The organism is Tritonibacter litoralis, assembly GCF_009496005.1.
Taxonomy (GTDB): domain Bacteria; phylum Pseudomonadota; class Alphaproteobacteria; order Rhodobacterales; family Rhodobacteraceae; genus Epibacterium; species Epibacterium litoralis.
Window position 1 is genome coordinate 1 of record NZ_WIBF01000004.1, and the last position, 23,062, is coordinate 23,062.

Annotated in this window: 32 protein-coding genes; 29 read left to right on the forward strand and 3 right to left on the reverse strand. The window is 55.1% G+C overall.

Features of this window, described 5'->3' with window-relative positions; all coding sequences use genetic code 11:
* Positions 1-235 precede the first annotated feature (235 nt).
* The 14 genes from GFB49_RS07905 to rplP all read left to right on the forward strand — a co-directional run bounded on the left by GFB49_RS07905 (position 236) and on the right by rplP (position 8,223).
* Positions 236-835 (forward strand): hypothetical protein, encoded by a 600-nt coding sequence (locus GFB49_RS07905; protein ID WP_153215325.1) that lies wholly within the window; start codon positions 236-238, stop codon positions 833-835.
* 237 nt (positions 836-1,072) lie between these two features.
* Positions 1,073-1,387: a 30S ribosomal protein S10 gene (gene rpsJ, locus GFB49_RS07910; RefSeq protein WP_008207555.1), complete on the forward strand. Its 315-nt coding sequence runs from the start codon at positions 1,073-1,075 to the stop codon at positions 1,385-1,387.
* Between the two features lie 18 nt (positions 1,388-1,405).
* Positions 1,406-2,110, forward strand: a complete 705-nt coding sequence (rplC, locus tag GFB49_RS07915) for a 50S ribosomal protein L3 (protein ID WP_153215326.1) — start codon at positions 1,406-1,408, stop codon at positions 2,108-2,110.
* Positions 2,107-2,724 (forward strand): 50S ribosomal protein L4, encoded by a 618-nt coding sequence (gene rplD, locus GFB49_RS07920; RefSeq protein ID WP_153215327.1) that lies wholly within the window; start codon positions 2,107-2,109, stop codon positions 2,722-2,724. The genes rplC and rplD overlap by 4 nt, the downstream gene beginning before the upstream one ends.
* Positions 2,721-3,017 (forward strand): 50S ribosomal protein L23, encoded by a 297-nt coding sequence (locus tag GFB49_RS07925; protein ID WP_153215328.1) that lies wholly within the window; start codon positions 2,721-2,723, stop codon positions 3,015-3,017. The genes rplD and GFB49_RS07925 overlap by 4 nt, the downstream gene beginning before the upstream one ends.
* Positions 3,018-3,270: 253 nt before the next feature.
* Complete coding sequence (locus tag GFB49_RS07930) at positions 3,271-3,477, forward strand: cold-shock protein (protein WP_153215329.1); 207 nt, start codon at positions 3,271-3,273, stop codon at positions 3,475-3,477.
* 124 nt (positions 3,478-3,601) lie between these two features.
* Entirely contained in the window at positions 3,602-4,408 is an 807-nt protein-coding gene (locus tag GFB49_RS07935) for an alpha/beta hydrolase (protein WP_153215330.1), read from the forward strand.
* Positions 4,409-4,523: 115 nt separating this feature from the next.
* On the forward strand, positions 4,524-4,835 hold the full coding sequence (locus tag GFB49_RS07940; protein WP_194269288.1) for a hypothetical protein: 312 nt from the start codon (positions 4,524-4,526) through the stop codon (positions 4,833-4,835).
* A 75-nt stretch (positions 4,836-4,910) separates the two neighbouring features.
* Positions 4,911-5,333 carry an SMI1/KNR4 family protein gene (locus GFB49_RS07945; protein WP_153215332.1) on the forward strand — a complete coding sequence of 141 codons (423 nt, stop codon included), beginning with the start codon at positions 4,911-4,913 and terminating at the stop codon, positions 5,331-5,333.
* A 239-nt stretch (positions 5,334-5,572) separates the two neighbouring features.
* Positions 5,573-6,415, forward strand: a complete 843-nt coding sequence (gene rplB, locus GFB49_RS07950) for a 50S ribosomal protein L2 (protein WP_153215333.1) — start codon at positions 5,573-5,575, stop codon at positions 6,413-6,415.
* 3 nt (positions 6,416-6,418) lie between these two features.
* Complete coding sequence (gene rpsS / locus GFB49_RS07955; RefSeq protein WP_153215334.1) at positions 6,419-6,697, forward strand: 30S ribosomal protein S19; 279 nt, start codon at positions 6,419-6,421, stop codon at positions 6,695-6,697.
* A 3-nt stretch (positions 6,698-6,700) separates the two neighbouring features.
* On the forward strand, positions 6,701-7,081 hold the full coding sequence (rplV, locus tag GFB49_RS07960) for a 50S ribosomal protein L22 (RefSeq protein ID WP_153215335.1): 381 nt from the start codon (positions 6,701-6,703) through the stop codon (positions 7,079-7,081).
* Positions 7,081-7,797: a 30S ribosomal protein S3 gene (rpsC, locus tag GFB49_RS07965; protein WP_153215336.1), complete on the forward strand. Its 717-nt coding sequence runs from the start codon at positions 7,081-7,083 to the stop codon at positions 7,795-7,797. Before rplV ends, rpsC begins: the two co-directional genes overlap by 1 nt.
* Positions 7,798-7,809: 12 nt before the next feature.
* A complete protein-coding gene (gene rplP / locus GFB49_RS07970) occupies positions 7,810-8,223 on the forward strand; it encodes a 50S ribosomal protein L16 (RefSeq protein ID WP_153215337.1) in 414 nt (137 codons plus the stop codon).
* 82 nt (positions 8,224-8,305) lie between these two features.
* On the opposite strand, the gene GFB49_RS07975 is transcribed toward rplP, so the two are convergent.
* The gene (locus tag GFB49_RS07975) at positions 8,306-8,773 is read right to left on the reverse strand and encodes a hypothetical protein (protein WP_194269289.1); all 468 of its coding nucleotides are present in this window, start codon (positions 8,771-8,773) and stop codon (positions 8,306-8,308) included.
* Positions 8,774-8,871: 98 nt separating this feature from the next.
* Entirely contained in the window at positions 8,872-9,690 is an 819-nt protein-coding gene (locus GFB49_RS07980; RefSeq protein ID WP_153215339.1) for a DUF2189 domain-containing protein, read from the reverse strand.
* Between the two features lie 157 nt (positions 9,691-9,847).
* On the opposite strand from GFB49_RS07980, the gene GFB49_RS07985 reads away from it, so the two are divergent.
* Entirely contained in the window at positions 9,848-10,468 is a 621-nt protein-coding gene (locus tag GFB49_RS07985; RefSeq protein WP_153215340.1) for a TIGR02466 family protein, read from the forward strand.
* Positions 10,469-10,545: 77 nt separating this feature from the next.
* Here GFB49_RS07985 and GFB49_RS07990 read toward each other — a convergent pair whose 3' ends face one another.
* On the reverse strand, positions 10,546-10,875 hold the full coding sequence (locus GFB49_RS07990; RefSeq protein WP_153215341.1) for a DUF2322 family protein: 330 nt from the start codon (positions 10,873-10,875) through the stop codon (positions 10,546-10,548).
* 293 nt (positions 10,876-11,168) lie between these two features.
* On the opposite strand from GFB49_RS07990, the gene rpmC reads away from it, so the two are divergent.
* From rpmC to GFB49_RS08060, 14 genes are all read left to right on the forward strand, one after another.
* Entirely contained in the window at positions 11,169-11,369 is a 201-nt protein-coding gene (gene rpmC, locus GFB49_RS07995) for a 50S ribosomal protein L29 (RefSeq protein WP_153215342.1), read from the forward strand.
* Between the two features lie 12 nt (positions 11,370-11,381).
* Entirely contained in the window at positions 11,382-11,612 is a 231-nt protein-coding gene (rpsQ, locus tag GFB49_RS08000) for a 30S ribosomal protein S17 (protein ID WP_153215343.1), read from the forward strand.
* A 100-nt stretch (positions 11,613-11,712) separates the two neighbouring features.
* Entirely contained in the window at positions 11,713-12,081 is a 369-nt protein-coding gene (gene rplN, locus GFB49_RS08005; protein ID WP_005621870.1) for a 50S ribosomal protein L14, read from the forward strand.
* A gap of 2 nt (positions 12,082-12,083) precedes the next feature.
* The gene (gene rplX / locus GFB49_RS08010; RefSeq protein WP_153215344.1) at positions 12,084-12,389 is read left to right on the forward strand and encodes a 50S ribosomal protein L24; all 306 of its coding nucleotides are present in this window, start codon (positions 12,084-12,086) and stop codon (positions 12,387-12,389) included.
* Complete coding sequence (gene rplE / locus GFB49_RS08015) at positions 12,389-12,952, forward strand: 50S ribosomal protein L5 (protein WP_153215345.1); 564 nt, start codon at positions 12,389-12,391, stop codon at positions 12,950-12,952. Before rplX ends, rplE begins: the two co-directional genes overlap by 1 nt.
* A 19-nt stretch (positions 12,953-12,971) precedes the next feature.
* Positions 12,972-13,277, forward strand: a complete 306-nt coding sequence (rpsN, locus tag GFB49_RS08020; RefSeq protein ID WP_153215346.1) for a 30S ribosomal protein S14 — start codon at positions 12,972-12,974, stop codon at positions 13,275-13,277.
* A gap of 12 nt (positions 13,278-13,289) precedes the next feature.
* Positions 13,290-13,682, forward strand: a complete 393-nt coding sequence (gene rpsH, locus GFB49_RS08025) for a 30S ribosomal protein S8 (protein ID WP_153215347.1) — start codon at positions 13,290-13,292, stop codon at positions 13,680-13,682.
* A gap of 11 nt (positions 13,683-13,693) precedes the next feature.
* Positions 13,694-14,227 (forward strand): 50S ribosomal protein L6, encoded by a 534-nt coding sequence (rplF, locus tag GFB49_RS08030; protein WP_153215348.1) that lies wholly within the window; start codon positions 13,694-13,696, stop codon positions 14,225-14,227.
* An 11-nt stretch (positions 14,228-14,238) separates the two neighbouring features.
* On the forward strand, positions 14,239-14,598 hold the full coding sequence (gene rplR / locus GFB49_RS08035; RefSeq protein WP_153215349.1) for a 50S ribosomal protein L18: 360 nt from the start codon (positions 14,239-14,241) through the stop codon (positions 14,596-14,598).
* A gap of 151 nt (positions 14,599-14,749) precedes the next feature.
* The gene (rpsE, locus tag GFB49_RS08040; RefSeq protein WP_153215350.1) at positions 14,750-15,328 is read left to right on the forward strand and encodes a 30S ribosomal protein S5; all 579 of its coding nucleotides are present in this window, start codon (positions 14,750-14,752) and stop codon (positions 15,326-15,328) included.
* A gap of 14 nt (positions 15,329-15,342) precedes the next feature.
* A complete protein-coding gene (gene rpmD / locus GFB49_RS08045; RefSeq protein WP_008559881.1) occupies positions 15,343-15,531 on the forward strand; it encodes a 50S ribosomal protein L30 in 189 nt (62 codons plus the stop codon).
* A 392-nt stretch (positions 15,532-15,923) separates the two neighbouring features.
* Positions 15,924-18,773, forward strand: a complete 2,850-nt coding sequence (locus tag GFB49_RS21370) for a family 16 glycosylhydrolase (RefSeq protein ID WP_153215351.1) — start codon at positions 15,924-15,926, stop codon at positions 18,771-18,773.
* A 452-nt stretch (positions 18,774-19,225) separates the two neighbouring features.
* Positions 19,226-19,900 carry a sugar transferase gene (locus GFB49_RS08055; RefSeq protein ID WP_153215352.1) on the forward strand — a complete coding sequence of 225 codons (675 nt, stop codon included), beginning with the start codon at positions 19,226-19,228 and terminating at the stop codon, positions 19,898-19,900.
* Positions 19,901-20,312: 412 nt separating this feature from the next.
* A complete protein-coding gene (locus GFB49_RS08060) occupies positions 20,313-23,051 on the forward strand; it encodes a S8 family serine peptidase (RefSeq protein WP_153215353.1) in 2,739 nt (912 codons plus the stop codon).
* The last annotated feature ends 11 nt before the right edge of the window (positions 23,052-23,062 follow it).

Genomic DNA, 23,062 nt, shown 5'->3' on the forward strand with positions numbered 1-23,062 from the left:
ACCGTCGGCGCGGGCGTTGTCTCCAAAATCATCGAGTAATCAACTCGTCTGATTTGACTTACGGAAAGGGCGCCCCACGGGGCGCCCTTTTTGCTGTGCGTGGCCCGAACGCGGGGCGTACAGGCGGGTTCACCAAAGCGCTGCTCTCCAGATGGTTCTCAGAAAAGAAGGGTGGTTTCCTTTACAATTCTAACCGTTTGGGATGTTGTTACGATGCACCTAATAGGAGAATCAAATGCTCAGAATGCGCCTTCAGACCTTTATCAAGTACTGTCATCTGGACCAGACTGAACTGGTCACCGCTCTAGATGAAAAGCTTAACAAAAGTGGCAAGGGCCATAACTTTCATTGGTCTTTGAAAAAGGCAATTCACAGCCACATTGAAGGGGCATCACAAGCTGAGATTGATAGTATTCTCGATTCTCCGAGCAAGGAAGCTGAAGTGAAGTACAATCGACAAGCCTTTCAGTGCTTCATAGACAGATTCGGTAAGGTAAAACAGATTGAGGTCGTAAACGATGAGCACTCATATCCCATTCATCAGTTCGGCTTAGAATTGAAGGTGGGTCCTTGGTTTAGAACCTTTGAGAAGGGGCAGAGCCATTTACACTTGGTTTGGGCAACTCAGAATCCTCAGTTGGAGCAGCGAAATGCAAACATAGGGACACTAATCCTGCTAGATGCGTTCAAGGGTACGCAATATGGTAACTCAAAGTTCTGCTTGATGGATCTGGTCAGACCCAAAAGGTATTCCGATAGCACCATTACAGACAAAACACGCCTTGCACTGAAACTTTCATGTCGGATGATTGAAGCGGCCGCAAAACTTGTTTGACTTGCGGTTCAACGATTGGCTGAGACAACTAAACAAACCCTAAATCCACCGCGCTCCTCTCACGCAACGCGTTTCGCTGCGAAACCCTCTTGCCACATGACCATTTCAGGCGTAAAGAGCGCCATCCCGCTCTGCGGGGCAAAGGCGGGGTGATTCCCGCCTTTTGGGTTCGATGAGGGTTCGTGATGGTCACATGCCCTCCTCTCAACTCCAACGCCTGGATAAAAAGGCATACTTATGCAAAGCCAAAACATCCGTATCCGGCTGAAGGCATTTGACTATCGCGTTCTGGACGCCAGCACGCAAGAGATCGTCAACACTGCCAAGCGCACCGGCGCCACCGTTCGTGGTCCGATCCCGCTGCCGAACAAGATCGAGAAATTCACCGTTCTGCGTGGTCCCCACGTTGACAAGAAATCCCGTGACCAGTTCGAGATCCGTACGCACAAGCGTATGCTCGACATCGTTGATCCGACTCCCCAGACCGTGGACGCGCTGATGAAGCTCGACCTCGCCGCTGGTGTTGACGTCGAAATCAAGCTGCAGTCGTAAGGTCGGAGGGTAATTTATATGCGCTCTGGTATTATCGCAAAGAAAGTGGGCATGACCCGCTTGTTCATGGAAGACGGCAAGCAGATCCCTGTAACCGTTCTTTCGCTGGACGGTCTGCAGGTTGTTGCACAACGCACCGAAGACAAAGACGGCTACACCGCAGTTCAGCTGGGTGCAGGTTCCGCAAAGGTTAAGCGCGTATCCCAAGCGATGCGTGGTCACTTTGCTGCTGCCAAGGTTGAACCCAAGCGTAAGCTGGTTGAATTCCGCGTTCCTGCCGATGGCCTGATCGAAGTTGGCGCAGAAATCTCTGCCGAGCACTTCCTGGAAGGTCAAAAAGTTGACGTCACCGGTACCTCCATTGGTAAAGGTTTCGCAGGTGCGATGAAGCGCCACAACTTTGGCGGTCTGCGTGCATCGCACGGTGTTTCGATCTCACACCGTTCGCACGGTTCGACTGGTCAGTGTCAGGATCCGGGCAAAGTTTTCAAAGGCAAGAAAATGGCCGGTCACATGGGTGCAGCCCGTGTCACCACCCAGAACCTTGAAGTTGTGAAAACCGACGCCGATCGTGGTCTGGTCTTCATCAAAGGCGCCGTACCTGGTCCGAAATCCGGCTGGGTCACCGTCAAAGACGCCGTGAAGAAGAAAGCCCCCGAGGGTCTGCCGTTCCCGGCCGCTCTGAAAACTGCGGAAGCTCCCGCGGAAGGTGGTGAAGCATGAAACTTGACGTGATCAAACTCGACGGTGCCAAAGCTGGCGATATTGAGCTGTCCGAAGACCTGTTTGGTCTGGAGCCGCGCGCAGACATTCTGCACCGTGTGGTTCGCTGGCAGCGCAACAACGCACAGGCCGGGACCCACAAGGTTCTGACCCGTTCGGAAACCAGCTACTCGACCAAGAAGATCTATCGCCAAAAAGGCACCGGTGGCGCACGTCACGGTGACCGTAACGCGCCGATCTTCCGCAAAGGTGGCATCTACAAAGGTCCGACCCCGCGTTCGCACGGTCACGACCTGCCGAAGAAGTTCCGCAAGCTGGGTCTGCGCCACGCGCTGTCCGCAAAAGCAAAAGCGGGTGAACTGGTCATCATCGAAGATGCTGCATCCGAAGGCAAAACCGCTGCTCTGGCAAAACAGGTCAAGAACCTGGGCTGGAAACGCGCGCTGGTCATCGATGGTGCGTCCGTGAATGAGGACTTCCTGAAGGCATCGCGCAACATCGAAGGTCTGGATATCCTGCCGACGATGGGTGCAAACGTCTATGACATCCTGAAGCGTGACACGCTGGTGATCACCAAAGCAGGTGTCGAAGCACTGGAGGCTCGCCTGAAATGAGTGCCAAGGCAGAACATTACGACGTGATCCGCAAGCCGATCATCACCGAGAAATCCACTCTGGCGTCCGAAAACGGCGCTGTGGTTTTCGAAGTCTCGATCGATGCGGCCAAACCACAGATCAAAGAAGCTGTTGAAGCGCTCTTTGGTGTGAAGGTCAAAGCGGTGAACACCACCATCACCAAGGGTAAGGTCAAGCGTTTCCGCGGCCAGTTGGGCAAGCGTAAAGACGTGAAAAAAGCCTATGTGACCCTGGAAGAAGGCAACACCATCGACGTGTCCACCGGTCTGTAAGATCGGCCTTCTGAAGACAATCAAAGAGCCCCTCGCCACCGGCGGGGGGCTTTTTTTATGGGGAAATGGTCAAAGAACTCCAGTTTTATGAGGATTTCGATTGACTCCAGAGCCTGCGGGCCTCATTCAGCGCGTGCTACGTTTTCGTTTCTCGACTCTTTTCTGGCCTCGCGGCGATAGGTATCGATGTTGCCTCGACGCGGCCGTGCTGTCGCATTTTGCGGGCAGCCCCATATTGAAAAGGATACACGGAATGGCTTCTGGCACCGTAAAATGGTTCAACTCCACCAAAGGTTTTGGTTTTATCGCACCCGAAGATGGCGGCAAAGATATCTTTGTGCACATCTCTGCGGTTGAACGTTCTGGTCTGACCGGTCTGGCAGACAACCAAAAAGTCACCTTCGACATCGAAGCTGGCCGGGACGGTCGCGAAAGCGCCACCAACCTGGAACTGGCATAAGCTTTTATCCAGTTGCTGGCCCCTGGGCCGGTCTTGGGAAAACCTCTGCAATTGCAGGGGTTTTTTTGTTTTGGGGAAACGGTTTTGCTTTAGGCTCCCGGTGAAGAAGAAAGCGGGCAGGGCGATGCTGAAACGACTTTTGATTTTGACGCTGGCTTTATTGGGCCTGGCCGGTTTCGCCTACGCGCAGATCTTTGACGAACACGCCTATGGGCCGCATCCCAAGCATCGGTTGGATGTCTATGTCCCCAAAGGGGCCGAGGGCGCGCCGGTGATCTTGATGCTGCACGGCGGTGGCTGGCAGACTGGCAGCAAGCGGGTGCCAAATGTCTGGTTTAATAAATCCCGTCATTATACGTCCCAGGGCTATGTCTTTGTCTCCACCAACACCCGGCTGATGCCAGAGGCGCATCCATTGGAGCAGGTGCAGGATCTGGCCCGCGCGCTGGCCTATGTGGAGGAGAATGCGCACAAGTGGGGCGGCGATCCCGAACGGATCATCTTGATGGGCCATTCCTCTGGCGCGCATGTGGCGACCCTCTTGGCGCTGCGGCAGGATCTACTGCAGGCCGCAGGGGTGCGTGCGCCAATGGCTGTGGTCTCACTGGATACCGCCGCCCTTGACGTGGCCCAAGGCATGTCAGGCGTGGCGCGGCGCTGGCTGGGACCGGTGTTTGGAGAGGATCAGACCCAGTGGCAGGCGGCCTCACCCGTGACCTACATCGACGCCGAGGATCCACCCCTGCTGATCGTCTGCTCCAGCACCCGCAGCTGGCCCTGCCCAATGGCCGAGCGCTTTGCGCAGCCCTTCTCCCAAGTCGACGTTCTCCCCGCGCCACTAGCACACCGAGCGATCAATGGGCGGTTGGGACGAAAGGGGCGTTATACGGACGCAGTGGATGCGTGGTTGGACCGAGTTCAGCTGCCGTAACGCAACGGAGTTGGTGTGGGAGGGAAATTTATGGCTGCGCAATTTCCGGTTGTGTTAAAGGCTTGCGTGATGTGATCGAGCACTATCGTTCTAACTTTCCAGATGTGATGAGGAAATGATGATAAGAAACGAGGTTGCGAATTTCTTAAAATTAGGCCCCCTTCCGACCGCAAGCCTTGACGAAGAGGAAGTGTGGAAATTTCAAAATGCTTTGGAACAGATACAGCCTCCTTTGACCGACGAGGAAGCATTCGCTTTGCTTTGGAGCTTCGGCGAGGATGACTGCTATGGTTTGGCGTGGACGTTGGTGCATTTGATCGAAACATCCCCTACACCGTATCCAGAGGAAGAGCCTGAAGAAGGGGATAATTTTTGGTTGCATGCCTTATACCAAGCTTACCTCAATAGTTTGATGCAACCTGAATGAAGGGTTGTTCTGGGCTAAATTGATATCAATACAGACGTTGGTGCCGAGGGTACTGGACTAAGGGATTTGAACGCTATGCCCTATTCAGTCGATGATGCAATAAAGGATGTCCTAAAACAGGATGATATATCAGTTGGCAAACGCTTTGCGGTAACTCGTGAACTTATTGCGCGTTATGAGCGCGAGCTTGGCTTGGAATTTTGCGAAGATTACAAGCAATTCTTGCTAAAGGTAAGCCAATCTTTCGTCGGTTATCTTTCTCCATTGAGGTTGGACGAATGTATGGTTTCTTCACCTGGGGAGCTTCTAGACGGGGTAAGTAACGCTCGCGAATTCGGAGTACCTTCTGAATGGCTTCCGTTTTGCGAAGATAATGGAGACTACTACTGCCTTTTGAGTAGCGGAGAGGTGCGTTTTTGGGACCACAACGGAGCTTCTACGGAGAAATGGGAAAGTCTAGCTGTCTGGATTAAGGAAGTTTGGCTGGAAGAAGACTAGGATTTGTTAGTCCTTCCCCGTTGCCACCCATCCACCTTTCCGCTATATCCCGCTCATTCTGTGGCCTCGGATTCGTTCCGGGGCCTCTGATATTTTGGAATCGGGGACCTTCGGGGCCCTATATACTTGGTCACCTGAACCCGTCGCACCACGATTAAGGCGCAGCAAGGCAGGGGGCTTTCACATAGCGGTATCCAGTTCTTCCCCGGGTATCGCACGCTAAACGGAAGACAGAAAGCATGGCACTCAAGTCGTATAAACCGACGACGCCGGGCCAGCGTGGGCTGGTTCTGATCGACCGTTCGGAGCTTTGGAAAGGGCGTCCGGTTAAATCTCTCACTGAGGGTTTGACCAAATCGGGCGGCCGGAACAACACCGGACGGATCACTTCACGCCGCCGCGGCGGTGGCGCAAAGCGTCTCTACCGGATCGTTGACTTCAAACGGAACAAGTTTGATGTCGCCGCAACTGTTGAGCGCATCGAATATGACCCCAACCGGACTGCCTTCATCGCATTGGTGAAGTATGAAGACGGCGAGCAGGCATACATCCTGGCTCCGCAGCGTCTGGCAGTTGGTGATCAGGTCATCGCCTCCAGCAAGGCCGACATCAAGCCGGGCAACGCAATGCCGTTCTCGGGCATGCCGATCGGTACCATCGTTCACAACATCGAGATTAAACCGGGCAAAGGCGGCCAGATCGCCCGTGCAGCCGGTACCTACGCACAATTCGTGGGTCGCGATGGTGGCTACGCTCAGATCCGCCTGTCCTCGGGCGAACTGCGCATGGTGCGTCAGGAATGCATGGCAACCGTTGGTGCGGTTTCCAACCCCGACAACTCAAACCAAGACTACGGTAAAGCCGGTCGTATGCGCCATAAAGGCAAGCGTCCTGCGGTTCGTGGTGTTGCGATGAACCCGATCGACCACCCGCACGGTGGTGGTGAAGGTCGGACCTCGGGTGGTCGTACTCCGGTTACACCTTGGGGTAAGGACACCAAAGGTACGCGTACCCGTAACAAAAACAAAGCGTCGCAAAAGCTTATCATCCGCTCGCGCCACGCCAAGAAGAAAGGGCGGTAATCTATGTCTCGCTCTGTTTGGAAGGGTCCTTTTGTTGACAGCTACGTCCTGAAAAAGGCCGAAGCTGCGCGTGAATCGGGCCGCAACGAAGTCATCAAAATCTGGTCGCGTCGTTCCACCATTCTGCCCCAATTTGTGGGTCTGACCTTTGGTGTGTACAACGGCCAGAAGCACATTCCCGTCAACGTCTCTGAGGACATGATTGGTCAGAAGTTCGGTGAATATGCGCCGACTCGCACCTATTACGGTCACGCAGCAGACAAAAAAGCGAAGCGGAAGTAAGTCATGGGTAAGGAAAAGAATCCCCGCCGCGTGGCAGACAATGAAGCAATGGCAAAACTGCGCATGCTTCGGACCTCCCCGCAAAAGCTGAATCTGGTCGCCGCAATGATCCGTGGCAAGAAAGTTGAGAAGGCGTTGACCGACCTGACTTTCTCGAACAAGCGGGTCGCACAGGACGTGAAGAAATGCCTTCAGTCCGCAATTGCGAATGCTGAGAACAACCACAACCTGGACGTCGACGAGCTGATCGTTGCCGAGGCCTATGTGGGCAAGAACCTGGTCATGAAGCGCGGTCGCCCGCGTGCACGTGGTCGGTACGGGAAAATCCTGAAGCCGTTCTCGGAACTCACCATCAAGGTGCGTCAAGTTGAGGAGCAAGCCTAATGGGACATAAAGTCAATCCGATCGGCATGCGCCTCCAGGTCAACCGCACCTGGGACAGCCGCTGGTACGCCGATAGCAAGGATTACGGTGATCTTCTGCTCGAAGACATCAAGATCCGTGACTTCATCAAAGCTGAGTGCAAACAAGCTGGTGTTGCACGTGTGATCATCGAACGTCCGCACAAGAAGTGCCGCGTTACGATCCACACCGCACGTCCAGGTGTTATCATTGGTAAGAAAGGTGCAGACATTGAAGTTCTGCGCAAGAAACTTGCCGCGATGACCGACTCTGAACTGCACCTCAACATTGTTGAAGTTCGCAAGCCCGAGCTCGACGCACAGCTGGTTGGCGAGTCCATCGCTCAGCAGCTGGAACGTCGTGTGTCCTTCCGTCGCGCAATGAAGCGTGCCGTTCAGAACGCAATGCGCATGGGCGCCCTGGGTATCCGGGTGAACGTCGCTGGCCGTCTGGGTGGTGCTGAAATCGCGCGTACCGAATGGTACCGTGAAGGCCGCGTGCCCTTGCACACTCTGCGTGCTGACATCGATTACGCACACTCTGAAGCCATGACCCCCTATGGTATCATCGGGATCAAGACATGGATCTTCAAAGGCGAAATCATGGAGCACGATCCGCAGGCGCGTGATCGCAAATCCCAAGAAGTCCAAGACGGCCCGGCACCTCGTGGTGCAGGCGGCAACCGTCGCGACCGCTAAGGAGAAGATACAATGCTTCAGCCAAAGCGTACAAAATTCCGCAAAATGCACAAAGGCCGGATCTCCGGTCTGGCAAAAGGCGGCTCTGATCTGAACTTCGGCACATTCGGTCTGAAAGCGCTTCAGCCTGAGCGTGTGACCGCGCGTCAGATCGAAGCGGCACGTCGTGCAATGACCCGTCACATGAAACGTCAAGGTCGTGTGTGGATCCGTATCTTCCCTGACACTCCGGTCACCTCGAAGCCGACCGAAGTTCGTATGGGTAAAGGTAAAGGTTCCGTTGACTATTGGGCGTGCAAGGTGAAGCCGGGCCGCGTGATGTTCGAAATCGACGGTGTCGACGAAGAAATCGCGCGCGAGGCTCTGCGCCTGGCGGCGATGAAACTGCCGATCAAAACCCGCGTTGTGGTTCGCGAAGACTGGTAAGTCTTTGCGCCCATACTGGGAATGAACAAGAACCCCCGCCGGGAAACTGGCGGGGGTTTTCTTTTCCTTTGAGGGCGCTGCCCTATTTTAGCGTCAGCGCGCCGCTTACGATGTTGGTATAGACGCCATTGCCGTCCACCCCTGAATCAAACGCGCCGCCGCCGCGGGCCTCTTGCCATTTGCCGGTGCCACCTTCCACAATCCAGGTGCCCTGCATCCGCCCGTTAGCGGTCATGGATCTGGCTTGCCAGGTGATCACAACCTCTTCGCTGTCCAGATCCGTGTAATGGCAGACACCGGTTCCCGTCGGGCTGCCGGAATGGATGACCACTGCGCCGGTACAGGGGCCGGTGACTAGGGCCAATGGATTGCCGGGGTCGCGCCCTTCAAATCCTGAATACTCGGTGTGAATGTCGACCAAGGTCAGTCGCGGTGTGACCTGGCGGATGACCGATTGCGTCTCTCCCAATCCGATCCCCGCGACGTCAAAGGTCTCCGCAAGGGCCGTGGTTCCCGTGACAATCATCACCGCCGCAAGGCCGTTTCGCATCCAGCACATCTGTCTTCCCCCGTTTCTGGCGGCGGCCTCCCCGCAGCCGATACGTTAAAATACCAGAAATGGATTATTGGGTCGATTTAACCATATGATCAGGGGTGCGCGGGCTGTTTCGCGTCTGCGGTTGGGACACCATAGGCCAGCATGTCATACAGATGCCAGGTCGCGTGGCCAAGCAGGGGCAGAGTGATGAACAGACCTAAAAAACCCGGCAACATCGACACCAGCGTCACCACACCAATAAAGGCAGCCCAGGGGATCATAACGCCCGGATACAGCTGTACATAGGTAAAGCTGGTGATCATCGCGGTGACAAAGTCGATCTCACGATCCAGCAACAAGGGCAGGGCGAGCACCGTGATCATATACAACAGCAGCGCAAAGGCCGCGCCGATCACAGTGCCAAAGCCCAACATCTTGATCCCTTGCATCGTGCTATAGACCTCAAGCGAAGAGGAGATATTGGTCATCGCCGAATGGCCTAGAAACAGCGCAAAGATCATATGCGCCAGAAAGAACCAGAACAGGAACATCACCACAATGATGGCGCAGATGGATGGCAATTGCCGTTTGGATTGCCGAAAGACCACCGTCAGCGTCTTGTTCATATCCATCGGCGCACCGCGGGCAAATCGACGGCTGACGTCGTAAAAGGCCACTGCGGCAAAGGGGGAGAACAGCGGGAACCCCACGGCCGCCAGCACCAGCCAATAGCTTTGGCCCGTGGCGCGGGTGACCCAGACCATGGCCCAGCCGATCAGCACATAGACCCCGGCGATGGCCAGCGCAAAAAGCGGTGCGCGGGTCATGTCTTGCCAACCGCGCCGCAGCGCCTCGCGCAGCACTGCAGGGGTCACGGGGGCAAGATCCGGCACACCGGGTTCCGGGAGACGTTGTGGTTGCCATTGCATCGCTGTTTCCTCCTCCTCAAGAGATCCAGCGCACGTTTCCAAGGATGAGCTTAACACGGAACCGGGATCTGTCGACGGGCAGGCGCAAGATTTATGCAGTTTCACTGCATGTTTAACGCCCCTCGTCAGCGGCGACGGCTTTCGCTAAGACAGGCGCATGGCACAGATCGATTCCCTTTTTGTCACCCGCTTCTATCGCGCAAGCCTGTCAGAGCACGGTCCCAAGATCGATGCAGCAGAGCTTGAAAACTCCTGCTTGGTCATCGCCGAAGATGATGAGGCCGGTCAGGACTGGTGCGAGGAGAACGGCTACCCCGGCTATACCTCCTATGCGTCGTTGACGGATCTGCCGTGGCGGTTCCCGATTTTTGAGGATCTGAAGACATCTTTGGATGCCCATGTTGCGGCTTTTGCCAAGGATTTGGAGCTGGACCTGGATGGGCGCGCGCTGGTTCTGGAAGACCTGTGGATCAACATCCTGCCCGAGGGCGGCACTCATGCCAGCCACATCCACCCGCATTCGGTGATCTCCGGCACCACCTATGTGTCGATGCCCGATGGCGCGTCGGCGTTAAAGCTGGAAGACCCGCGCCACGCCATGATGATGGCCCATCCCCCGCGCATCAAAGACGCACGCCAAGAGCTGCGCAGCTTTGTCTACCAGTCGCCCAAAGTGGGTGATGTGCTCCTGTGGGAAAGCTTCATTCGCCACGAGGTGCCGTTGAACATGGCCGAGGATGAGCGGATCTCCGTCTCGTTCAACTATCGCTGGGAGTGAGCGAGCTTGCTGGAAACGCTCCGGGGGAGCGTTTCGCTCGCGAACGGGCGGAGCCCAAGGCGCCGCTGCGCGACTGATTAGGTTGCAATCACCCGGATCGACAGCGGCGCTGCCCCGTTGATGATCGCCAGCAACAGATCAATATTGGGATGCGCGCCGGGGCGGCTTTTGGCATCCTCGGTATGTTCACCAAAGACCTCCACCCCATGCGCGGCGGCGGTGGCGTCCAGTTGCTCAAAGCTCTGCGCAAGGTATTGATAGACCGCGAGCGATCCCTGTTTGCCCGGTTTGTTTTCAATGCTGGCCACAGTCGCCCCGCTTGCATCCAGCAGCTCGATCCGCGCCAGCGCGTCGATGGAGGGCAGGAGGGCGAGGTTGTCTTTGAACGCACTGGTGGGCTGGATCATGGTCTTGTTCCTAGGTGGGTCATCCAGTGCTATGTAGCAGGCAATAAAGTGCGGCGCTATGTTGTCTAGCCCGATAGGTTCCAGCAAGCGCCACCAATCTTTTCCTTGCCTCCAACCCCTTAAACCCTTATAGGAGCCTATCGCTCATGGGGTTCCTTCTGCGAATCCCTTTGGGCGATATCTTTTTTCGGGGCTAAACCTTTGGTACGGCTCCGGAATTTACATAACCCACCAGGTGAATGAGTTACCCGCCATAAGGGGCTCTCTGGTGCCAAGGAAAGGAACGAAAGGCGATGAACGCCAAGGATCTTCGCGATAAGACCGTGGATGAGCTCCGCGATCTGCTCGCTTCTTATAAAAAAGAGAGCTTCAACCTGCGTTTTCAGCAGGCAACCGGTCAGTTGGAAAACACTTCGGGTATCCGTGCGGCACGCCGCAACGCCGCCCGTGTGAACACCATCCTGAACGAAAAAGCTGCAGCAGCAGCTGAATAAGGAGCTTCAAAGATGCCCAAACGTATCCTGCAAGGCGTCGTGACCTCCGACGCAAACGCTCAGACCGTCACCGTATCGGTTGAACGTCGCTTTACGCACCCCGTTCTGAAGAAAACCATCCGTAAGTCCAAGAAATACCGGGCCCACGATGAGCAGAACACATTCAAGGTTGGCGACAAAGTCCGCATCATCGAATGCGCACCGAAGTCGAAAACAAAACGCTGGGAAGTTCTGGAAGCCTAAGAGTCTGAACCTTCAGACTCCTGGCGACTAAACTTAACAGTTAGTCGAAACCCTGGGGATCTCAGCACGCATCGCTGCCCCATAGGTCGGGAGAAACCACATGATCCAGATGCAAACAAACCTGGATGTTGCTGACAACTCCGGCGCTCGCCGAGTTCAGTGCATCAAGGTTCTGGGTGGCTCCAAGCGTAAATACGCTTCCGTTGGCGACATTATCGTTGTCTCGGTTAAAGAAGCCATCCCGCGCGGCCGCGTGAAAAAAGGTGACGTCCGTAAGGCCGTTGTCGTCCGCACCGCCAAAGAAGTACGTCGCGAAGACGGCACAGCGATCCGTTTTGATCGCAACGCTGCCGTAATCCTGAACAACAACAACGAGCCGGTTGGTACCCGTATCTTTGGCCCGGTTGTTCGTGAACTGCGCGCGAAGAACTTCATGAAAATCATCTCGCTGGCTCCGGAGGTGCTGTAATCATGGCTGCTAAACTCCGCAAAGGCGATAAAGTGATCGTCCTGGCTGGCAAAGATAAGGGCAAAGAAGGCACCATCGCCTCTGTTGACCCCAAAGCCGGCAAAGCTGTGGTCGAAGGCATCAATATCGCCATCCGCCACACCCGTCAGACGCAAACGTCACAAGGTGGCCGCCTGCCCAAGGCTCAGCCGATCCAACTGTCGAACATTGCGCTGCTGGACTCCAACGGCAAAGCGACCCGCGTTGGCTTCCGTGAGGAAGACGGCAAGAAAGTCCGTTTCGCCAAAACCACCGGGGAGACTGTCTGATGCTGGATGATGCAAACTACACCCCGCGCCTGAAGACTCTTTATGTGGACAGCATTCGTGCGTCCCTGAAAGAAGAGTTCGGCTATAAGAACGAGATGCAGATCCCCAAGTTGGAGAAGATCGTTCTGAACATCGGTTGCGGCCGCGCTGCTGTTAAAGACAGCAAAAAAGCGAAATCCGCACAGGCTGACCTGACCGCAATTGCGGGCCAGAAAGCGCTGACCACCGTTGCCAAAAACTCGATCGCTGGTTTCCGCGTTCGTGAAGGCATGCCGATGGGTGCCAAGGTTACACTGCGCGGTGAGCGTATGTACGAATTCCTGGACCGTCTGATCACCATCGCGATGCCGCGTATCCGCGACTTCCGTGGCGTATCCGGCACGTCTTTTGATGGTCGTGGCAACTATGCCATGGGCCTGAAAGAACACATGGTGTTCCCGGAAATCGACTTTGACAAGATCGACGAGCCCTGGGGCATGGACATCGTAATCGCCACCACAGCGAAAACCGACGCTGAAGCAAAGGCACTGTTGAAAGCTTTCAACATGCCCTTCAACAGCTAAGCGCGGGAAGGATAGAGACATGGCTAAGAAAAGCATGATCGCACGCGAGAAAAAGCGTGAGCGCCTGGTGGCCAAATACGCTGCCAAACGCGCCGAGCTGAAAGAAATCGCAAACGACGAGAGCAAGCCGATGGAAGAGCGTTTCAAAGCGCGTCTGAAACTGGCGAAGCTGCCGCGGAACTCTTCCGCAACTCGTCTTCACAACCGTTGCCAGCTGACCGGCCGTCCGCACGCTTACTATCGTAAGCTGAAGATCAGCCGTATTGCGCTGCGCGAGCTGGGTTCTGCAGGTCAGATCCCCGGCATGGTCAAATCCAGCTGGTAAGGAGAGAGCATTATGAACGATCCTATCGGTGATATGCTGACCCGTATCCGCAACGCACAAATGCGTGGCAAATCCGTTGTTGAAACGCCTGCGTCGAAACTGCGCGCATGGGTTCTGGATGTGCTGGCGGACGAGGGCTACATTCGCGGTTACGAGAAGACCACCACAACTGATGGTCATCCGGCGATTGAAATCAGCCTGAAGTACTACGAAGGCGAACCTGTTATTCGCGAACTGAAGCGGGTCTCCAAACCCGGTCGTCGCGTATACATGGGCGTCAGTGACATCCCGTCGGTCCGTCAGGGCCTGGGCGTGTCGATTGTCTCCACCCCCAAGGGTGTGATGTCGGATGCAAACGCACGCGCAGCCAACGTTGGCGGCGAAGTGCTCTGCACCGTCTTCTAAGGAGGTATTCGATGTCTCGTATTGGTAAAAAACCAGTGGCTCTGCCCAGCGGCGTTACCGCCTCTGTGTCCGGCCAGACCATTGAAGTGAAAGGCCCGAAAGGCGCCCGCTCCTTCACTGCAACCGACGACGTCACCCTGTCTGTTGAAGAAAACGTGGTCAAAATTGACCCACGTGGCATGTCCAAACGTGCCCGTCAGCAGTGGGGCATGGCCCGCACCATGATCGAAAACTGTGTTGTTGGTGTCACCACCGGCTTCAAAAAAGAGTTGGAAATCAACGGTGTTGGTTACCGGGCTCAGATGCAGGGCAACACCCTGAAACTGAACCTTGGTTACAGCCACGATGTCGACTTCACCGCGCCTGATGGCATCACCATCACCGCGCCGAAGCAGACTGAAATCGTTGTGGAAGGTATCGACCAACAGCTTGTTGGCCAAGTTGCGGCAAACATCCGCAAATGGCGTGCACCTGAGCCCTACAAAGGCAAAGGCATCAAGTACAAGGACGAGTTTATCTTCCGCAAAGAAGGTAAGAAGAAGTAAGGACGCTCATCATGGCAAACAGCAAACGCACACTGTTTCTGAAACGCCGCCTGCGCGTTCGGAACAAACTTCGCAAAGTCAACGCAGGCCGTCCGCGTCTGTCCGTACATCGTTCGAACAAGAACATCTCTGTTCAGCTGATCGACGACGTACGTGGCGTGACACTGGCCGCAGCTTCGACCCTGGAAAAAGATCTGGGTTTTGTTGGCAAGAACAACATCGAAGCAGCGACCAAAGTGGGCGCAGTGATCGCAGAGCGCGCAAAAGCGGCTGGCGTATCCGAAGCCTACTTCGACCGCGGTGGTTTCCTCTTCCACGGCAAAGTGAAGGCTCTGGCCGACGCTGCGCGTGAAGGTGGTCTGAAGATCTAATGCTTTCGGGCGCTCCGATTGGGGCGCCCGGACATTTTGAATGTGGGAAGGCGCAAGCCACCCCCGATGATCCGGGCAGGGGTATCCTTGCACTAGGATTGGATAAATTTGGATGTGATCCATCACATCCACGTTCTGAAAGGAATGCCAAATGGCAGAACGTGAAAATCGCCGTGGCCGTGGCCGCCGCGAAGAAGAGACACCGGAATTTGCAGATCGCTTGGTTGCGATCAACCGCGTGTCCAAAACCGTAAAAGGCGGTAAGCGCTTTGGTTTCGCAGCTTTGGTTGTTGTTGGCGACCAAAAAGGCCGCGTTGGCTTCGGCAAAGGTAAAGCGAAAGAAGTGCCTGAGGCGATCCGCAAAGCGACTGAGCAAGCGAAGCGCCAAATGGTTCGTGTGCCTCTGAAAGAGGGCCGTACCCTGCACCACGACATGGAAGGTCGTCACGGTGCTGGCCGCGTTGTTATGCGCACCGCGCCTGAAGGTACTGGTATCATCGCCGGTGGTCCGATGCGTGCCGTGTTTGAGATGCTGGGCATCAAAGACGTGGTTTCTAAGTCGATCGGCACTCAGAACCCTTACAACATGATCCGCGCAACCATCGACGGTCTGAAGAAAGAATCGAGCCCGCGCTCGGTCGCTCAGCGTCGTGGCAAAAAAGTTGCCGATATCCTGGGTAAGCGCGACGAAGCACCGGCGGAAGCCGCTGCTGAAACCGCTGAAGCGTAAGGAGAGTTTGAACCATGGCTAAAACCATCGTCGTCAAGCAGATCGGTTCCCCGATCCGTCGCCCCGCCGACCAGCGCGCTACTCTGGTAGGTCTGGGCCTGAACAAGATGCACAAAACCCGCGAGCTGGAAGATACTCCTTCAGTCCGCGGTATGGTCAACAAGATCCCGCATCTGGTTGAGATCATCGAAGAGCGCGACTAAGCGTTTTCGAAGATAGACAACAAAATGAGCACCCCTTGCCCTTTGGTGAGGGGTGTTTTTTTGCTGATTTTGCTAATTTTACAGGCACATATCCGCCGCTTGAGAAACAGTTTCTTCTTCATTTTGCGACAATGGCGTTTCCGAGCAACCTATGCCTTAAAAGTTTAAATAAAAAACATAAGGTTAGGAGCCACGCCAAGCTACCGCTTTGGGGTCCAGGTGTTTTCAGAGCGTTTTATGGATTAGTCATCCGCAAATTGTTAACTTTTAGTTGAAAAGTAAATGTAAAAAACAAACCGATGATTCACCTCATCTGCATTAATGAGTGATTTTCACGGTAACTTCGACTGCCGCTGGGCCGTCGTGTCTGAAGTAGAAAGTGATTTTTTGCGATGACGATTGAAGGCACCAACGATAGGGATACTTTGCGCGCCGAGCAACCCGGTGATGTGGTTTATGGCTTCGGTGGCAACGATTTTATTTTCAATAACGCTGATGGAACCACGCTGATTGGCGGTTCAGGGAATGATCAGTATCGGCTGTTTTCCAGCGATACAACAATCATCGAGGAGGCCGACGGCGGCCATGACACCATCTGGGCTTATGATCATGTGACAATGCCCGATCATGTCGAGGATCTGGTGTTTAAGCGGGTTGCGAAATGGCATGCTATCCGGGGCAATGATCTGGACAACATGATTTCGGCCGGGGATGGCGAACAGGCCATTCGCGGAGCTGGCGGCAATGACACGTTGATTGGTGGCGGTGGGCGCGACAGCTTTGTGTTCGGGCTTGGTGATGGTCACGACACGATCATGGATTACACGCCCGGCGAGGATGATCTGGCCTTTTGGTCCTTGGGTGTGACCAGTTTGACCGATTTGATGGCTTTGGGCACGGACACCGATGATGGCTATTTGATCACCTTCAGCGCCGAGCAATCGGTGCTGTTGAAAGGCGTGCGCGGCGATGACTTGTCGGATGCGGATCTGCCGCTGTCAGAGATGCCAAGCGATCTGCTTGATGGGGCGGTTCTGACGTTCGAAGACTCCTTTGACAGTGAAGACTCATTGACCAACGGTCAATGGAACACCACGCCCAGCAACGGTCACCCAGTTGCGGCGGCTGCCGCACGGGGAAGCCGGTTTCATACATATGTAGATGAAAACTCCCAAACTCCCGAAGGCGAAGAAATTGGATACAACCCCTTCAGCGTCACGGATGGCGTGTTGTCGATTTCCGCAACCCGGACGCCGGATCATTTGACGGATGAACTGGAGCCATGGCTGTCGGGCCTTTTGGAAACACATGGCACATTTGAACAGACCTATGGGTATTTCGAAGTGCGCGCCAGAACACCCGAGGGCCAGGGGTTTTGGCCTGCGTTCTGGCTGATGCCTGCTGACTTCTCCTGGCCGCCCGAAGCCGATATCCTCGAGATCCTTGGCAGTCGCCCCGATATCTACCGCGCAGCGACCCATACTGAGCTTTGGGGGGACAAGGTCACAGCGGCTGAGTCCTGGTTGGTTCCCGATACCTCGGCTGATTTCCACACCTATGGGCTGTTGTGGACACCGGAAAAACTGATCTACACCTTTGACGGGCGCGTGATGATGGAGGTGCCAACCCCTCCGGATATGCACAGCCCCCATGCGATTCGTCTGAACCTCGCCTTGGGTGGATGGGACGGCGATCCCAATGCAGACACCCCGGATGGCGGCAGTCTGGATGTGGATTACGTACGTGCCTATCAAATTCCAGGCATTGAGGCCCTGCCGCGCAACACGGACTTCAGCGATTACGCAGATGTTGAAAACGGGGTTCTGAACATCAACGAGTTCGATCAGCTGGACCTTTACGGAGATGACGTCCGCCGCCTGGCTGACGATCCTGCTGCTGTATTGGCTCCGCTTGAGGCCGCAAGCACCGCGACATTGGTCGGCAATCAGTTTGACAACGAACTGACCGGCAACGACGAGGGCACTGTCATCAATGGGAAGGCAGGCAATGACACCTTATCCGGCAATGGCGGTGATGATTATCTGATCGGCGAAGACGGCAACGACGTGTTGGAAGGCGGCACCGGTCAGGACACATTGGTCGGGGGGCTCGGCGACGACACGTATATCATCCGTCGCAACGACGGGTCTGCAACACGTGCGTTTGAATTGATCTTGGAACAGCCCAATCAGGGCTACGACACGTTGTATCTGCCGGACTTTGTGCCAACAGATGTGCGCACAGTTATGGACTGGGCCCGCTGGCACATCGTTTTTGAAAGTGACACTGGCACACAGTATATCTCGATCAAGGCCACACCAGGGATTGGTGGCAATGACGTCGGCAGCTACATCGAACGCGTTGAATTTGGCGACGGCACCGTGTGGGATATGACCGGCGCGCTGTTCTTGCATGGCGATGACATGGATAATGTCAGCTCTGGCAGCCGGTACAATGACACCATTCTGGGGGCCGGCGGCGATGATACGCTGATCGGTATGGATGGTGACGACGATATCGACGGCGGTGACGGCGTGGATGATCTGTATGGCTGGAACGGCAATGACACCCTGCGCGACAGTGGTTCAGAAGGCGACGATCGTCTAATGGGCGAAGCTGGCCATGATGTGCTGCAGGCTGGCCGTGGCCTTGACTTCTTGTTCGGTGGAGCAGGGCGTGACAGCCTGTTTGCCAGTTCAGACGGGGATAACCTGGATGGCGGCGATGATGCGGATTATCTGCGCGGTCGCGGCGCGGCTGACACGCTGGACGGCGGTGCAGGTGATGACACGCTCCTTGCGGCGGGTGGCGACGACCTGGCCTCTGGTGGTGCGGGCAATGATATGGTCAAAGGGGCTGAAGGCAACGACACCCTGTCTGGAGGAGATGATCGCGATCGTCTGATCGGCGGGTTGGGCGCGGACAGCCTGTCGGGTGATGCGGGTGCTGATACGCTGCATGGGGGCAACGGCGCGGACCGCATCAACGGCGGAGCCGGGCGCGACATTCATATCGGTGGCGAAGGTGATGATGTCTTTGTCTTTGCTTTCAGCGAAATCGAACGGGACGTCATTCGTGACTTTGAGGCAGGCGACCAGATCGAAGTCCATGTCGACCATGATCCGTCTGAGTATAGCATTTCCCTATCGTCTGATTTGATCAAAATTCAACACACGGTCAGCAACGAGACGGTTGAGATTTTTGCACATAACGTAACTTTGAATGATGTTGATCTCCTGTAAGGTAATCAACTTTTACGGTGCTTGTACTTGCATGCAATCTCCTTTATATGATAGGAAAATGCTGCGCTGCATCGTCAATATTCTGCTCTGCAGCATCACTTTTGGGACACGAGCCTACCCGTTTGGCTAAGTGATTCTAACCATCTACCTAGCAACTTTCCATTTATTGTTGACGCAGCGTCCATAAAGACCTTGTGATTGCGCGATTGTCCATTTGCTGCAATCCATTTTATGCGGTTTGGCGCATGTGATTAATAAATAATTTTGTTTAATTTCCGTGCCTTACAGCTGTTTGGCGGTTTCTTGCTGCTGCTTTCATGTAATTCCCCCAAGACATAGGTTTTACTGTAGAAAATTATCATTAAAAAGGATTTTAGGACGGGGCGGCCCAACAGCAAGACGACGCGATTGCGGTCCATTCATGTATTAAGTTTAATAAGGGTACTTTTGCTATGCAGCATTATGCAGCGGACTCCGTACACTTGAACGCGACGGCAGTCGAACCTCAGAATAACGGGTTTTACATCGGCTTCGGCAAGCGTCTATTCGACCTGTGCTTGGCGGTTTTGATCTTGCCGATCTTGCTTCCGGTTATTGCAGTCTTGGCAATTTTGGTGCGTCGGGATGGCGGTCCAAGCTTCTTTGGACACACTCGGGTGGGTTTGAATGGAAAGACATTCAAATGCTGGAAAGTCAGAACCATGGTGGTCGACGCCGAGGCGAAGTTGCAGGCCTATCTGGCAGACAACCCAGCCGCCGCAGCCGAGTGGGCGCGGGATCACAAACTGACCAATGATCCGCGCATCAACAAAATTGGCCACATCCTGCGGGCTACCAGCCTGGATGAGCTGCCGCAGATCTGGAATGTCCTGAAAGGCGAGATGACATTTGTAGGTCCACGCCCGGTGGTGGTTGCCGAGCTTGAGAAATACGGCCCTTCTGTCTCCAGCTATTTGCAGCAAAAACCTGGCATCACGGGCCTGTGGCAGGTCTCTGGGCGCAATGACATCTCATATGACGAACGGGTCGAGCTGGATGTGATCTATCTGCACACACGCTCCTTGATGCTGGACCTCAAGATTATCGCAAAAACCGGTTTGGCGGTTCTGGATAAAACCGGCAAGTAACATCACACTGGTTTAGATCACAAACCAATCGCAAAAAGGCCGCGGGTGAAAACCGGCGGCTTTTTTACGTTTACATAAACCGAATCTATCGGTCATCCGCGCGGCGGACCGACGGTGGATGTTTCCATTGGTTTGGATATCAAGTTTCAAGAAAAGTTTTTCAAAATCATGAGCTTAACCCGAAATTCGCGCCCTTCAACTTCATTAAGACATCGTTAAAGAAGATAAAAATTGCATGGCCGGTCATGCAATTGCTGGAAACGTGACACATCTCGGCCCCAATTCCTTGGCAAACAGTTAACGAAGATTACTGGGGTATTTTCACGGCACATTGGCGCTGCCAGGTGGTTCTTGTCACTGCGACGGGACCGCACTCAGTCGGTGTGTGCGTAGAAGTCTAAAGGGTTTAAATATGTCGCAGGTTGCACCAAATTCGAACCGCGTGCAGGAATTTCTCGAAGATCCGAGGATCAACGACAGCTGGTACTTGGACAGTTCTACCAGATCGGCGTTGAGCATCGATATTGAAGGTGTGTGGGAAGAATACACCGGGCAGGATGTGACTGTTGGGGTCATCGACTCCCAGATCGACTATCATCACAAGGATCTGTCGCGCGCCTATGATGAGACTCAGGATTACGACTTTGATCGTGACACCGGTGACATCAGCATAAACTCAAAATACATCACAGATCACCACGGTACGATGGTGGCAGGTATGATTGCCGCAGAGGGTGGCAATGATGTGGGCAGCGTCGGTATCTCTCCGGACGCCACCTTGGTTGGGCTTGCGATCAATTACAGCAGCCCGGACATCAGCAATCAGGTGGTTCAGGCGCTGAACGCAGCCGTGGATCTGGATGTCGTCAACAACAGCTGGAGCTTTTCCGCCAATTTCCGCGACAACTTCCGCCTGTCCAGCTATGCAGACCACAGCGCAGCGCTGGAAAACCTGGCGACCAACGGACGTGACGGGCTGGGGACATCCGTTGTGTTTTCCGCCGGCAACGGGGGTATCGAAGGGGCGTCCAACTATCACAACTTCCAGAACTCGCCTTACTCAATCGCGGTGGGCGCGGTCGAGCGGTTTGGTGATGTCTGGGAAAACAGCAATACAGGTGCCAACGTCTTGTTGTCCGCCGCAGGTCATCAGGCGGTTACAACCTATTCGAACGACCGCTATGCTTTGCCGTCCGGCACGTCTTTTGCGGCGCCTCAGGTGGCGGGTGCCATTGCATTGATGCTTGAGGCCAATCCCGACCTTGGATATCGCGACATCCAGCAAATCCTTGCGCTGAGTTCAACGCGTGAAGGTCTGTCCGACACGCCGCTGGTTGGCGATGGGTGGCTGACCAACGGTGCCGACAACTTTAACGGCGGCGGCATGCATTACAGCGATGCCTTTGGCTATGGGTTCCTGAACGTCCGCAACGCCGTCCGCCTGGCCGAGACATGGGACAAACAACAGACTGCAGCCAATCTGGATACTGTTGTTGTTGAAGAAGACTTTTATCTGGCTCTGGAAGCCGGCACCAAGGATCACATTCAAGCAACCTTTGAGATGGACGAGACCGTTATGGTCGAACACGTCCGCCTTGCTTTGGATCTGAACTGGAAGAACAACGGCGATCTGGATGTCTATTTGACTAGCCCGGATGGGACCACTGTTCGTCTGGTGTATGATGCCGAGGGCACAAGCTATATTGGTGGCTTGCGCAACTTTACCCTGACTTCTGTGGCCACCATGGGCGAGCTGTCCAGCGGTGAATGGACCATCGATATCTATAACCGTGATCCCGATGCCGCCAGCGGCGACGGGTCTGCGATGACCGGTGTGCTCAATAGCGCGACCCTGACCCTTCATGGTGAGGCCGATGGGCTGGAGGATGACACCTATTTCTACACCGACGAGTTCGGGTCGCTTTATGCAGATGAAACGGCACGCCACATGTTGCAAGACAGCGACGGCGGTGTCGATACGCTCAATGCGGCGGCGGTCACCACCGACAGCGTGATCGACCTCAGCGGTGGTAAGAATACGACGATTGCGGGCGTCACGGTTGAGATGGATACCCCGTCCAATATTGAAAACGCCTATGCCGGTGACGGGAATGACACGGTGATTGGCAGCGAAGCCGACAACCATCTGCGTGCGGGCCGTGGCGATGATACGTTACAATTCAGCGCAGGCGAAGACGTACTGGCAGGCGGCGCGGGGATCGATACGCTGCGGTTTGAGTTCAACTTCAGCGAGGTCTACGGCTATCTGACCGAGGCGCAAACCCTGCTCCTGGGCGTGGTGGACTATGGCCTGGCCACGGTGTCTGGCGTCGAGAGTTTTGAATTCTACGATGTGACCTATTCCCTGGCCGAATTGACCAACCGTCTGGGCAACGGCACAGACACGCCGAATGAGACCCCGGACACCCCAGACGACGCGGATACACCAGACGATCCGGATACGACAGACTCAATTGATCCTGATCCGGTCGAGGATGAGCCGGAAGAGCAGCCAGTGGACGATACGCCTGCCGACCCGGTGGAACCGCCGGTTACCTTTGACGAAGTTCAGATCGGCACCGCAGCAGCGGATGCGTTGCGCGGCAGCAGCCTGCGCGACCATCTGACAAGTGCCGAGGGCAATGATACAGTCTTTGGCTTTGCGGGGGACGACCTCCTGGAAGGGGGCGACGGCAACGACAGGATCAAAGGTGGTGACGACAACGACAGCCTTCGCGGTGACAGCGGAACCGATGCCTTGTTCGGTGGCATGGGCGACGACCTGCTGGAAGGCGGCGCGGACAACGACAAGCTGATCGGCCACGAGGGCAACGATACTCTGATCGGCGGGTCGGGCCGGGATGTTCTGCGCGGCGGTGACGGTGCGGATACCTATGTCTTTGACCTCACTGAGGCAGATCAATTGGATGTGCTCTTTGGCTTCAGCGCGACCGAAGGTGACACGATTGTTGTTCAAGGCCTCGAAGAGGACGCAGCCGTAAGCTTTGACCTGCTTTTCAAAGACAATGGCAGCGTGTTCCTTCAGGCAGAGATCGACGGTGAGACCACCCGCCTGGCAAAGCTTGTCAACTTTGAAGAGGATGCTCTGACGGTTGATATGCAGGCGGATGGATCCGCATTCTTGTACTGATCGCCCCCCAT